Genomic DNA, 13,140 nt, shown 5'->3' on the forward strand with positions numbered 1-13,140 from the left:
TATTCTTGATTGGACACGGTCGTTGTAGGAGTGGCCTTGTGTCGCGAAAGGGCCGCAAGGCGGCCCCAGCGTACTCAGCGGCGAAGCTGATATCTGGGGCCGCATCGCAGCCCTTTCGCGACACAAGGCCGCTCCTACAAGGGATCAGCCTTAAAGTCAGACTTTGTGGTACAGCTGGCTGCCTTCCTGGCGGAACCGTTCGGCCTGCTCGCGCATGCCTTGCTCGACCGTCACGTCCACGGCCTCGATCTTGGCCGCGTATTCACGCACTTCCTGGGTGATCTTCATCGAGCAGAACTTCGGCCCGCACATCGAGCAGAAGTGCGCGACCTTGGCCGATTCCTTCGGCAGGGTCTCGTCGTGGTAGGCACGCGCAGTGTCTGGGTCCAGGCCCAGGTTGAACTGGTCTTCCCAGCGGAATTCGAAGCGTGCCTTGGACAAGGCATTGTCACGGATCTGTGCGCCCGGATGGCCCTTGGCAAGGTCGGCAGCATGGGCGGCGATCTTGTAGGTGATGATGCCGGTCTTGACGTCATCCTTGTTCGGCAGGCCCAGGTGCTCCTTGGGCGTGACGTAGCAGAGCATGGCGCAACCGAACCAGCCGATCATCGCCGCACCGATACCGGAGGTGATGTGGTCGTAACCCGGCGCGATGTCGGTGGTCAGCGGGCCGAGGGTGTAGAACGGCGCCTCGTCGCAGCATTCCAGCTGCTTGTCCATGTTCTCCTTGATCAGTTGCATCGGCACGTGGCCAGGGCCTTCGATCATGCACTGCACATCATGCTTCCAGGCGATCTTGGTCAGCTCGCCGAGGGTTTCCAGCTCACCGAACTGGGCGGCGTCGTTGGCGTCGGCAATCGAGCCTGGGCGCAGGCCGTCGCCCAGCGAGAAGCTGACGTCGTAGGCCTTCATGATTTCGCAGATCTCGTCGAAGTGCGTGTACAGGAAGTTCTCTTTGTGGTGCGCCAGGCACCACTTGGCCATGATCGAGCCACCGCGGCTGACGATGCCGGTGACCCGCTTGGCGGTCAGCGGCACGTAGCGCAGCAGCACGCCGGCGTGGATGGTGAAGTAGTCGACGCCCTGCTCGGCCTGTTCGATCAAGGTGTCGCGGAACAGCTCCCAGGTCAGGTCCTCGGCCACGCCGTTGACCTTTTCCAGTGCCTGGTAAATCGGCACGGTACCGATCGGCACGGGCGAGTTGCGGATGATCCACTCGCGGGTTTCGTGGATGTGCTTGCCGGTGGACAGGTCCATCACGGTGTCCGAGCCCCAGCGGATGCCCCAGGTCAGCTTGGCCACTTCTTCCTCGATCGAGGAGCCCAGGGCGCTGTTGCCGATGTTGCCGTTGATCTTCACCAGGAAGTTGCGGCCGATGATCATCGGCTCCACTTCCGGGTGGTTGATGTTGGCCGGGATGATCGCGCGGCCACGGGCGATTTCCTGGCGAACGAATTCCGGGGTGATTTCTTTCGGGATGTTGGCACCGAAGCTGTGGCCGGCATGCTGCTCGTCGAGCAGACCCGCGGCGCGTGCTTCCTGCAGCTTCATGTTCTCGCGGATGGCCACGTATTCCATCTCGGCGGTGATGATGCCCTGGCGGGCGTAATGCATCTGCGAGACGTTGGCGCCAGCCTTGGCCCGGCGCGGGTTGCGCACGTGGGCGAAGCGCAGCTTGGCCAGTTCGGCATCGTTCAGGCGCTGCTGGCCGAAGTCGGAGCTCAGGCCGTCCAGGCGCTCGGTGTCACCGCGCGCGTCGATCCAGGCCGAACGGACATCGGCCAGGCCCTTGCGCACATCGATGATGACGTTGGGGTCGGTGTACGGGCCAGAGGTGTCGTAGACCAGTACCGGCGCATTGCTTTCGCCGCCGAAGTCGGTCGGGGTGTCGTCCAGGCTGATTTCGCGCATGGGCACGCGGATGTCCGGGCGCGAGCCTTCGACATAGACCTTGCGCGAACGCGGGAACGGTTGCACGGACTGCTGATCGACTTGCGCCGATTCGCTGAGGTTGATCGTTTTTTCTTGTTTGGTCATCACAGGCTCTCCAGACGGCTTCCTAGCAGTGGAATGTCGGGGTGAACCTGAATGGCGTGGACGCACCCGTTGACGGGTGCAGTGCCGGATATGGGGGTGCCTGAAGCTGCATGCAGCTGCGACATTCCCGGACCTGGCACAAGAGGCTCCCCGGGAAGGCGAGCAATCTTGTTCCCTACGCAGGCGCTAACCTGATCAGGTTCAACGGGATCCGCACCTCTGCGATCTCAGCCTTTGCTTCAAGGCACCCCGACAAGAACATGCGCAGTCTAGACTGGAGTGGTCGGCAAAGCCAAGCGGGTAAAACGCAGGGGAGATGAAAGGCGCAACCTGTGATTGTTGGCGGGTGCGCATGGCACTACACTGGCCCGTCGCTCGATACTCAACAGTTCAGTAATTAAATTTCGTACAAGGATTGCCTCTATGCTGCGCAAACTTTCACTGGCGATAGCCGTGTCTTGTGCGTCCAACGGAGTGGTCTGGGCAGCGGACATGCCCACGACGGTAAAGACCGATCTGGTCAGTGTTTACCAGGAAGCGGTCGACAACAACGCCGATCTTGCTGCCGCCCGTGCCGATTATGGCGCCCAGAAAGAAGTGGTGCCGCAGGCCCGCGCCGGCCTGCTGCCAAACCTCTCGGCCGGTGCCGAGATGCAGAATACCCGCACCAAGCTCGACCAGCCTTCGACGACCTTCAACCGCAGCGGCAACAGCTGGAGCGCGACCCTTTCGCAACCGATCTTCCGCGCCGATCGCTGGTTCCAGCTACAGGCTGCCGAAGCAGTCAACGAGCAGGCAGCGCTGCAACTGTCGGCTACCGAGCAGAATCTGATCCTGCAGACTGCGCAGGATTACTTCACCGTGCTGCGGGCCCAGGACAACCTGGCGGCGACCAAAGCCGAGGAAGCGGCGTTCAAGCGCCAGCTGGACCAGTCTAACGAACGTTTCGACGTCGGCCTCTCCGACAAGACCGACGTGCTGCAGTCCCAGGCCAGCTACGACACCGCCCGGGCCAACCGGATCGTCGCCGAGCGCCAGGTGCAGGATGCCTTCGAGGCCCTGATCACCCTGACCAACCGCGAATACAGCTCGATCCAGGGCGTGGTCCACACACTGCCGGTCAAGGTGCCGACCCCCAATGACGCCAAGGCCTGGGTGGAAACCGCTGGTCGCCAGAACCTCAACCTGCTGGCCACCAACCACGCCGTTGCCGCCGCCGAAGAAACCCTGCGCCAGCGCAAGGCCGGCCACGCCCCGACCCTCGATGCGGTGGCCCAGTACCAGAAAGGCGACAACGACAACCTTGGGTTCAGCAACTCGGCTGCACTGCCCAATGTGCATTACAGCGGTGACGTGGAGCAGACCACCGTCGGCCTGCAGCTGAACATCCCGATCTACAGCGGTGGCCTGACCAGCTCGCAGGTGCGCGAGGCCTACCAGCGCCTGAGCCAAAGCGAACAGCAACGCGAAAGCCTGCGCCGCCAGGTGGTGGAGAACACCCGCAACCTGCACCGCGCGGTAAACACCGATGTGGAGCAGGTACAGGCGCGCAAGCAGTCGATCATCTCCAACCAGAGTGCCCTGGAAGCCACCGAGATCGGCTACCAGGTCGGTACCCGCAACATCGTCGACGTGCTCGACGCCCAGCGCCAGCTGTACACCTCGGTGCGCGACTACAACAACAGCCGCTATGACTACATTCTCGACAACCTGAGCCTGAAGCAGGCGGCCGGGACCTTGAGCCCGCAGGACCTGCAGGACCTCAAGCAGTACCTGAAGCCGGACTACAACCCGGACAAGGACTTCCTGCCACCGGACCTGGCTGCAGCGGCTGCCAAGAACTTCGAGCGCAGGCCTTGAGACCGGTGTTGGCTGCTTCGCGGGTAAACCCGCTCCCACAGGAATGGTGCAGGGTTTGGGATCTGCGCCGTACCTGTGGGAGTGGGTTTACCCGCGAAGAAGCCAACACAAAAGTCAGCTGAGAAGCTTGCCCAGCCCATCCAGCAAGCGCTGCAAGGCGCCCTGGTTGGCCTGCATCACCGCCCTGCCCGCCTTGCCCATGCGCTGCGCATCCTGGGGCAACTCGATCAACCGACGCACCGCCTCGGCCAGCCCGTCGGTATCATCGACCTGCTGCAACGCCCCCGCTTCGCGCAACATCGCGCTGATTTCAAGGAAGTTGAACACATGTGGCCCCATGACCACCGGCAATGCCAATGCCGCTGGTTCCAGCGGGTTATGACCGCCCGTGGCCACCAGGCTGCCGCCGACAAAGGCGATGTCGGCCAGGGCATAGAGGAACAGCAACTCACCCATGGTGTCGCCCAGCAGCACCTGCGTCCGCGCATCCACCGGCGTGCCGGCAGAACGGCGCACCGTGGCGAACTGCTCGGCACACAAAGCATGCACGGCATCAAACCGCTCAGGGTGACGCGGCACCAGGATCAGCAGCGCATCACCATGCACCTGCAGCAGCTGCCGGTGCGCCTGCAGGATCAAGGCATCCTCACCCTCATGAGTGCTGGCAGCGATCCACACCGGACGCTGGTCGGCGCCCCACTGTTCGCGCAATGCCTTGGCACGGGGCTGCAAGTGCTCATCGATCTTCAGGTCGAACTTGATCGAGCCGGTCACCTCTACACACTCGGGGCGGGCACCCAGGTCACGGAAGCGCCGAGCCTCGGTTTCGGTCTGCACCGCGATCAGGCTCATTTCACCCAGCATCGGCCGGGTCAGCTTGGCAAAGCGCCCGTAGCCACGGGCCGAGCGCTCGGACAGCCGGGCATTGGCCAGGGCCACCGGAATGCCGCGCCTGGCGCATTGGTGGATATGGTTGGGCCACAATTCGGTTTCCATGATGATGCCCAGGCGCGGGCGCACATGGTCGAGGAAGCGTCCGGCCGCCCATGGCAGGTCGTAGGGCAGATAGCAATGCTGAATGCGCGGCTCATCGGCGAACATCGCGCGAATGCGTTCGGAGCCGGTCGGGGTCATGCAGGTGATTGTGATCGGCAGGTCCGGGTAGGCCTTGAGCAGCGCACGCACCATCGGTGCGGCGGCAATGCTTTCACCGACCGACACCGCATGCACCCAGATCCCGCCCTGGCGCATGGCCGGCAGGTTGCGGGCAAAGCGCTCGCCGATGCGCTGGCCGTAGGCCGGTGCCTTGCGCGCGCGCAGGTACAGGCGCAGCGCAACCAGCGGCAGGCCCAGGTGAAACAGCAAGGTATAGAGTGTTCTGTTCATGGCCGCGGAGTTTACCCGATCGCGCGCAGGTGCACCGCAAAGCGCTCGGCCAGCCATTGCGCAGCCGGGCCCAGCGGTTCATCGCGGCGCCAGGCCAGTTCGGCCACCAGCGCGGGCGGTCGCCATTCGCTGTCGAGCTCGACCATGTGCGCCTGATAGGTCGGGTATTGCACCACATGCCGCGGCAGCCAGGCCCAGCCCAGGCCGCGCATCAGCAGTTCGGCCATGGCGTAGAAGCTGTCGGCACGCCAGACCTGCGGACTGATCGCTTCGCCACCTGGGTAGCCGCTCTGCTGGGGGGTGATCAGCAATTGCCGGTGGCGGGCCAGCTGCTGGCGAGTGACCCGCCCTTCATGTGCAAGCGGATGATCAACTGCACAGACCGTCACCATTTCCACACTGCCCAACGCTCGGCGCTCCAATGATGACGGGATGCTTTCGTGGTGGAAGAACAAGCCCAGGTCGGCGCGTCGCTCGGCCAGCTTGCGCGCCACATCCCCCTGGGCGCCACTGGCCAGTTGCACCTCCAGGTAAGGGTAACGGCTAGCCAGTTCGTCGAGGCTGTCGATCACTGGCTGATAAGGCATCGCCTCGTCCTGAGCCACTCGCAACAAGGCTTCCTGGCCGCGCATCAAGGCCAGGGCACGACCATCCAGGCGTTCGCACTGGCGTAAGAGCTCACGGGCATCTTCGAGCAACGCCGTACCGTTTTCAGTCAGTTTCGGCTGGCGTCCGCTGCTGCGCTCGAACAGCGTGACACCGAGGTCGGTTTCAAGCAGGGCGATGGCATTGCTGATGGCCGACTGTGCCTTGCGCTGTTCGCGGGCCACGGCAGAAAACGAGCGCAATTCGGCGACCCGCAGGAAAGTACGCAGTTGTTCAAGGTTCCATTGCTCGGCCATCAACCTATCTCCAGCTCGGATAGGTAATGACTTTACCGCATCCAGGCAATCGCTAGAATGCCGAGCCAGTTACCGGAGGATCCCGTCATGAATGCCTATACCTATCTCGCCATCGCCATCTGCGCCGAAGTCATCGCCACTGCCTCCATGAAGGCGGTAAAGGGGCTGAGCACGCCGTTGCCGTTGCTGCTGATGGTGGTCGGCTACGGGATCGCGTTCTGGATGCTGACCCTGGTGGTGCGCAGCATTCCGGTAGGCATCGCCTATGCGATCTGGTCGGGCCTTGGCATCGTGCTGATCAGCGTGGCGGCGCTGGTGGTCTATGGGCAGAAGCTGGATGTACCGGCGATGCTGGGCATGGCCATGATCGTGGGTGGCGTGGTTGTGATTCAGCTGTTTTCCAAAACTGCCGGGCACTGAGGCAGCCTGTATACTTGCCAGCTGTCCCAGTCTTCGAGGTACCGCCATGCCAACCGCCATTTCCACTGACGTACTGATCGTCGGCGCCGGGGTCGCAGGTCTCTGGCTCAATGCCCGCCTGCGTCGCCTGGGCTATTCGACAGTGCTGGTGGAGCGCGCCAGCCTCGGTGGCGAGCAGACCATCAAGTCCCAGGGCATCATCCATGGTGGAACCAAATACGCCCTGCACGGCGCCCTGACCGGCGCCTCGGAAGCCATCGCCGACATGCCGCGCCGCTGGCGCGAAGCGATCGATGGCAGCGGCGAACTGGACCTGACCCGCACCCGCCTGCTTTCCGATGCCCACTACCTGTGGTCACCAGGTACCCTGGCCGGCAACCTGACCAGCTTCTTCGCCAGCAAGGCCGTGCGTGGCCGGGTCGATCAGGTAAAGGGCGAGCACTTGCCACCGGCCCTGCAAGACCGTGGCTTCAAGGGCAAGGTCTACCGCCTGGCGGAACTGGTGATCGATGTACCCAGCCTGCTGGCCAACCTGGCCGAACTGGCCGGTGACAGCCTGCTCGCCGGCGAACAGATCGAACCGCTGCGCGAGGGCGACGAACTGGTCGGCCTGCGCGTCGACGGCCGCGAAATCCGCGCCCAGCGCATCGTGCTCAGCGCCGGCGCTGGCACCGAAGACCTGCTGCATGCCTTGGGCCTCAAGCAACCTGCCATGCAGACCCGCCCGTTGCACATGGTCCTGGCCAAAGGGCCAAACCTCAAGCCGCTTTATGCGCACTGCCTGGGCGCCGGGCCGAAACCGCGCGTGACCGTCACCACCCACCCGGCGGCCGATGGCCAGTGGGTCTGGTACCTCGGCGGCGATATTGCCGAAGCCGACGGCGTGGCCCGCGAGCCTGCCGCGCAGATTGCCGCAGCGCAGAAGGAAATCGCCAGCCTGCTGCCATGGGTCGATCAAAGCCAGGTGCGTTGGGCGACCCTGCGCGTCGATCGCGCCGAGCCCGCACAGTCCGGCCTGGTCCGCCCCGACAACGCCTTCCTCGCCGAACAGCAGCGCCTGCTGGTGGGCTGGCCAACCAAACTGGCACTGGCACCGGACTTCAGTGACCGGGTACTGGCCAGCCTCGACCGCGATGGCGTGCGCCCTACCGCGCAGGCCGACCTTTCCGGCCTGCCGCGCCCGGCCCTGGGTGTACCGGCCTGGGAGCAACTGCTGCCATGACCTTGCCCACCTTGCATGGCTTGCACCGCCCGCTGGGCAGCACCGGTTTCAAGGTCTCGCCGCTGGGCCTGGGCACGGTCAAACTCGGCCGCGACCAGGGTGTCAAATACCCCAATGGCTTCACCATCCCCGGCGATGACGAAGCTCGCCTGCTGCTGACCCAGGCCCGCGAACTGGGTATCAACCTGATCGACACCGCCCCGGCCTACGGCCGCAGCGAAGAGCGCCTGGGGCCGCTGCTGCGCGGCCAGCGTAATGAATGGGTGATTGTCAGCAAGGTGGGTGAGGAATTCGAAGACGGCCAGTCCAGCTTCGACTTCAGCGCCGCCCACACCCGCCGCTCGGTGGAGCGCAGCCTGCGCCGCCTGGAAACTGACCGCATCGAACTGGTGCTGGTGCATTCCGATGGCAATGACCTGGCAATCCTCGAACAGGAAGAGGTCTACCAGACCCTGGCCGCCCTCAAGCAGGAGGGCAAGATTCTCGGCTATGGCCTTTCCGGCAAGACCGTCGCCGGTGGCTTGAAAGCGTTGGAGCAAGGCGATTGCGCCATGGTCACCTACAACCTCAATGAGCAGGCAGAACGCCCGGTGCTGGACTACGCTGCCGAACACGGCAAGGCCATTCTGGTGAAGAAGGCATTGGCCAGCGGGCATATCTGCCTTGCCCCTGGGGTCGATCCGGTGCAAGCCAGCTTCGAGTTGCTGTTCGCCCACCCGGGAGTGAGCAGTGCTATTGTCGGCACCATCAATCCATTGCACCTGGCCCACAACGTGGCCACCGTCGCCCGCATCCTGGGCCAGCATTGAGTTGTCACCCAGCCAAGATGGGCCTGGAGACTGACCCGACGCAAGGAGGAGCCTCGTGGCGCGTACGCTGATCCGCAAGAACCCGAGCAACTTCAAGACACTGCCGCTGCATGTCGAAGCCACCGCCGAGGGCCTGGTCTACCAGAGCATCGGCATGCCCCTGAACTTCGCTCAGACCCAGCAGCGCCGGCGCGCGATCCAGCTGGCCGACAAGCAGCGCTTCGTGGTCGAACTGGCCAACCTGGGTGTTTCCGTGCGCCTGACCTTGCATTGGCAGCACCGTGACTACTGGGTGCTGGTGAGGCAGCGCCGCCAGGACCGCGGCGACGTGGTCCTGAAACTGATTTCCGGCTATGTCCCCGCCCAGGAGCTCAACCTGCCGCTGCACACCGCCGTCCAGGAGGTGGCTGAAGAATGCCTGCTGGAGACCCCGGAAGGCTGGCTGAGCGGGCGCTTTAACGACACCTGGCTGCCAGCCCCCTATGCCGCCGCACTGCATTACCGCGAAGCCTTGCCTTTCGTGCTGACGCCGGAGTCGGGGGCTGCCCGCCCGGTGCACTGCGGCAACCTGATGTTGCTGGAACGGCCACGGGCCTATGTGCACTTGCCGACGGCTTCGCTGCAGCTGATCTACGACATGCGCCTGCAGGTGCCGAGGGAGGCCAAGAAGCTCAGCCTGTTCCATGTCGATGAGCGCCTTGAAGGCGACCAACTGGTGGCGCGGCTCAACCGCAAGCGACCGGATCTGTACCTGATGCCGGTACAGGATGGGCAGCCGTTGGCCGAGCTGTACACGCTGAAGAAGGATGAGCTGGTGCCGGCGAGTACCCGCGGGCTGTACCTGGCCGAGAGCTTTGCCCGGCAGGAAGGCTGGGTAGTGGCCGATGAGCGGATTCGCTGGAAGGACTGGGTGAAACAGCAGGGGCTGGTGGAGCGTAAGGTGGCGCCAGCCTCGCATCTGCAGCGCTTTGGCGACAAGGCACGAGCGCTGCTGGAACGGGCCCGGACTTCACTTCATAAGTAGCATTTGGGGCCGCGTTGCGGCCCTTTCGCGACACAAGGCCGCTCCTACAGGGAATCGCGTACCTCTGTAGGAGCGGCCTTGTGTCGCGAAAGGGCTGCAAAGCAGCCCCAGCAATCGATCAGTTCTTGCGGATCTTCTCGACGATGGCTGTGGTCGAGCTGTTTTCGACCAGCCCCAGCACCTTCACGGTGCCGCCATAGCCTTTGACGATATCGGCACCTACGACCTGGTCGATACCATAGTCCCCGCCCTTCACCAGCACGTCCGGCTTGACCTGGCTCAGCAGGTTTTCCGGGGTGCCTTCAGGGAAGCTGATCACCCAGTCCACCGCGCCCAGGCCGGCCAGCACGGCCATGCGCCGGTCAACGCTGTTGATCGGACGGCCCGGCCCCTTCAGGCGGCTGACCGACGCGTCATCGTTGACTGCGACGATCAGGCGATCACCCTGTGCCCGCGCCTGCTCCAGGTAGGTGACATGCCCGGCATGCAGGATATCGAAGCAGCCGTTGGTGAAGACGATCTTTTCTTTGTGCGCCCGCGCATCGTCGATGGCCAGCAGCAGTTGCTCCAGGCCCAGCACGCCACGCTCGGAGCCTTCCTCACGCTGGATCGCCCGGCGCAGTTCCGGGGCACTGATGGCCGCGGTACCCAACTTGCCGACCACGATGCCCGCAGCCAGGTTGGCCAGGGCCACGGCGTGCGGCAGGTCTTCGCCTGCGGCGATGGCAGCCGCCAGGGTCGAGATCACGGTATCGCCGGCACCGGTCACATCGAACACTTCGCGCGCCCGGGCTGGCAGGTGCAGCGCCGGCTGGCCGATGCGCAGCAGGGTCATGCCGTGCTCGCCACGGGTCACCAGCAGTGCGCCAAGGTCCAGGTCCTGCAGCAATTGCAGACCTTTGGCGACCAGCTCGGCCTCATCGGCGCAGCGGCCGACGATGGTCTCGAACTCGCTGAGGTTCGGGGTGATCAGGCTGGCGCCACGGTAGATGGAGAAATCCTTGCCCTTGGGATCGGCCAGCACTGGGATGCCCTTGGCACGAGCGGCCTGGATCAGGCTCTGGTGGTTCTTCAACGCGCCCTTGCCGTAGTCGGACAGGACCAGGACCTTGACGCCTTCGAGCAATGTGTCGACTTCCGCCCCCAGTGACAGCGGGTCGGTGGCGAACGGCTCTTCGAAATCGATGCGCAGCAGTTGCTGGTGACGGCTCATGACCCGCAGCTTGACGATGGTCGGCTGGTGCGCGATGCGCTGGAACACCGAACGCACACCAGCGGCCTGCAGGCTGTTGGCCAGGCTGTCGGCGGCCTCGTCCTGGCCGGTGACACCGATCAGCGAGGCTGGCGCGCCAAGGGCGGCGATGTTCAAGGCAACGTTGGCCGCGCCGCCGGGGCGATCCTCGATCTGATCGACCTTGACCACCGGCACTGGCGCTTCAGGCGAAATACGCGAAGTACCGCCATGCCAGTAGCGGTCGAGCATGACATCGCCGACCACCAGTACCGGGGCTTGATCGAAACGCGGCATGGACAACTTCATGGGCAACCCATATGGAAATAATGAACAGGGGCAGGATATTAGCACAGGGTAGGCGATGGCTTTACGGCCAGATACACCCTGGAAAATTCCCGTGACAATCGGGGCCGATAAGGCCCCGATCAAGGCGGGTCAGGTGATATCGGCCTTGGCCGGCTCATCCAGGCCCATGGCATGCAGGCGGGCATAATGGCCATTAGCCGCGAGCAGTTCGGCATGCGTACCGCGCTCAACCAGGCGGCCCTGATCCATCACCAGAATCAGGTCGGCCTTCTCGATGGTCGACAGGCGGTGGGCGATCACCAGCGTGGTGCGGCCTTGCATGACGTGATCCAGTGCCGCCTGGATGTGCCGCTCGGACTCGGTATCCAGCGCCGAAGTGGCTTCGTCGAGGATCAGCAGCGGCGCATTCTTCAGCAATGCCCGGGCAATCGCCAGTCGCTGGCGCTGGCCACCGGAGAGCAGCACGCCGTTCTCGCCGACTTCGGTATCGAAGCCTTTTGGCAGGCGGTCGACAAATTCCTTGGCATAGGCATCTGCGGCTGCCGCTTCGATATCGGCACGCGGGGCGCCTGCCAGGTCGCCATAGGCGATGTTGTTGGCGACGGTGTCGTTGAACAGGGTGACATGCTGGGTCACCTGGGAAACATGGCGGCGCAGGTTGCGCAGTCGATAGTTCTCGATCTCCACACCATCGAGCAGGATCTCTCCCTGGTCGTGGTGGTAGAAGCGCGGGATCAGGGCCGCCAAGGTCGACTTGCCGCTGCCTGAGCGCCCGACCAGTGCAATCATCTGCCCAGGCTCGGCGACGAAGCTGATATCGCTCAGCACTTCGCGCTCGGTACCGGGGTAGGTGAAGCTCAGGTTACGCACTTCGAGGCGGCCTTGAACACGGTCCTTCTCGACGGTGCCGGTATCGATCTCAGGCTCTTCGTCCAACTGTTCGAAGATGCTCTCGGCACCGGCCAGGCCCTTCTGGATGGTCGAGCTGACTTCCGACAGCTGGCGGATCGGCTTGGGCAACAGGCCCGCCGCCGTGATGTAGGCCACCAGGTCACCGGCGGTGGACTCACCGCGCAGGAACAGTACCAGGAACATCAACGCCGCCATGGCGGTGTAGATCACCAACTGCAGCAGCGGCGTGTACAGCGAACCGGTCTTGGTCATGTGCAGCTGCTTGTCGGTGTTGCTCTGGCTGGCATTGCCGAAGCGCTGCTGCTCGTAGGCTTCACCGCCGAAGCTGCGGACCACCCGGTAACCCTGGATGGTCTCGGACGCGACATGCGTCACGTCGCCCATGGCGGACTGGATTTTCTTGCTCTGCTTGCGGAATTTCTTGCTGGCAATGCTGACCATCACCGCGATCACCGGCAGGATGGCGACCATCACCAGGGTCAGGTGCCAGTTCATCCACAGCAGGTAGCCGAACAGGAATACCACCGTCAGGCCTTCACGGATGACGACCTTGATCGCATCGGTGGCGGCACCGGTGACCATGGTCACGTTGAAGGTGATCCGCGAAATCAGGTGGCCCGAGTTGTGGTTGTCGAAGTAGCGATTGGGCAGCACCAGCAGCTTGTTGAACAGCTCCACGCGCAGGTCATGCACCAGGCACAGGGAAACCTTGGCCAGGAAGTAGTTGCCCAGGAACGAACCCAGGCCTTGCCACGCCGCGATCAGGATGATCAGCAGCGGCACCGCCTGCAGCAACTGCAGGTCGCGCAGGTAGGGGACATTGGGGAACAACACCGCTTCCGGGTTGCTCAGCCCATCGACGAAATACTTGAGTATCCCGGCCAGCATGGGCTGGGTCGAAGCAAAGATCACGAAACCGACAATACTCAGCAGGAAAATGCCGACATAGGGTTTCACATAGCTCAGCAACCGGAAGTAGATCTTCAGGCTGGAGGTGTGCTCCGCCGGTAGCGGTGTTTCGGCCATCA

10 protein-coding genes and 1 riboswitch are annotated in these 13,140 nt (G+C 63.7%); of the genes, 5 read left to right on the forward strand and 5 right to left on the reverse strand.

The window, feature by feature from the left end:
- Nucleotides 1–156: 156 nt before the first annotated feature.
- Nucleotides 157–2,037 carry a phosphomethylpyrimidine synthase ThiC gene (thiC, locus tag J7573_RS09065; protein ID WP_294333195.1) on the reverse strand — a complete coding sequence of 627 codons (1,881 nt, stop codon included), beginning with the start codon at nucleotides 2,035–2,037 and terminating at the stop codon, nucleotides 157–159.
- A 155-nt stretch (nucleotides 2,038–2,192) separates the two neighbouring features.
- A riboswitch (TPP riboswitch) is annotated at nucleotides 2,193–2,299 on the reverse strand.
- Nucleotides 2,300–2,460: 161 nt separating this feature from the next.
- Between thiC and J7573_RS09070 the strand changes: the two genes are divergently transcribed.
- A complete protein-coding gene (locus J7573_RS09070) occupies nucleotides 2,461–3,897 on the forward strand; it encodes a TolC family outer membrane protein (RefSeq protein WP_294333198.1) in 1,437 nt (478 codons plus the stop codon).
- A gap of 114 nt (nucleotides 3,898–4,011) precedes the next feature.
- On the opposite strand, the gene waaA is transcribed toward J7573_RS09070, so the two are convergent.
- Together waaA and J7573_RS09080 are read right to left on the reverse strand one after the other, a co-directional pair.
- Nucleotides 4,012–5,283, reverse strand: coding sequence for a lipid IV(A) 3-deoxy-D-manno-octulosonic acid transferase (waaA, locus tag J7573_RS09075; RefSeq protein ID WP_294333200.1), 1,272 nt, complete (start codon nucleotides 5,281–5,283; stop codon nucleotides 4,012–4,014).
- A gap of 11 nt (nucleotides 5,284–5,294) precedes the next feature.
- Nucleotides 5,295–6,185 carry a LysR family transcriptional regulator gene (locus J7573_RS09080; RefSeq protein WP_294333203.1) on the reverse strand — a complete coding sequence of 297 codons (891 nt, stop codon included), beginning with the start codon at nucleotides 6,183–6,185 and terminating at the stop codon, nucleotides 5,295–5,297.
- 87 nt (nucleotides 6,186–6,272) lie between these two features.
- Here J7573_RS09080 and J7573_RS09085 point away from each other — a divergent pair, with 87 nt between their 5' ends.
- From J7573_RS09085 to J7573_RS09100, 4 genes are read left to right on the forward strand one after another with little or no spacing between them, the layout of a single operon-like run.
- The gene (locus tag J7573_RS09085; protein WP_054887895.1) at nucleotides 6,273–6,605 is read left to right on the forward strand and encodes a multidrug efflux SMR transporter; all 333 of its coding nucleotides are present in this window, start codon (nucleotides 6,273–6,275) and stop codon (nucleotides 6,603–6,605) included.
- A gap of 46 nt (nucleotides 6,606–6,651) precedes the next feature.
- A complete protein-coding gene (locus J7573_RS09090; protein ID WP_294333206.1) occupies nucleotides 6,652–7,827 on the forward strand; it encodes an FAD-dependent oxidoreductase in 1,176 nt (391 codons plus the stop codon).
- The gene (locus tag J7573_RS09095) at nucleotides 7,824–8,636 is read left to right on the forward strand and encodes an aldo/keto reductase (protein ID WP_294333209.1); all 813 of its coding nucleotides are present in this window, start codon (nucleotides 7,824–7,826) and stop codon (nucleotides 8,634–8,636) included. Before J7573_RS09090 ends, J7573_RS09095 begins: the two co-directional genes overlap by 4 nt.
- A gap of 55 nt (nucleotides 8,637–8,691) precedes the next feature.
- The gene (locus tag J7573_RS09100) at nucleotides 8,692–9,660 is read left to right on the forward strand and encodes a metal ABC transporter ATPase (protein WP_085676736.1); all 969 of its coding nucleotides are present in this window, start codon (nucleotides 8,692–8,694) and stop codon (nucleotides 9,658–9,660) included.
- Between the two features lie 118 nt (nucleotides 9,661–9,778).
- On the opposite strand, the gene hldE is transcribed toward J7573_RS09100, so the two are convergent.
- Both hldE and msbA read right to left on the reverse strand, forming a co-directional pair.
- Nucleotides 9,779–11,200, reverse strand: a complete 1,422-nt coding sequence (gene hldE / locus J7573_RS09105; RefSeq protein ID WP_176509978.1) for a bifunctional D-glycero-beta-D-manno-heptose-7-phosphate kinase/D-glycero-beta-D-manno-heptose 1-phosphate adenylyltransferase HldE — start codon at nucleotides 11,198–11,200, stop codon at nucleotides 9,779–9,781.
- A 129-nt stretch (nucleotides 11,201–11,329) separates the two neighbouring features.
- Complete coding sequence (gene msbA / locus J7573_RS09110; RefSeq protein ID WP_294333221.1) at nucleotides 11,330–13,138, reverse strand: lipid A export permease/ATP-binding protein MsbA; 1,809 nt, start codon at nucleotides 13,136–13,138, stop codon at nucleotides 11,330–11,332.
- Nucleotides 13,139–13,140: the final 2 nt, after the last annotated feature.

Source organism: Pseudomonas sp., assembly GCF_017744435.1.
In the GTDB taxonomy this organism is placed as follows: domain Bacteria; phylum Pseudomonadota; class Gammaproteobacteria; order Pseudomonadales; family Pseudomonadaceae; genus Aquipseudomonas.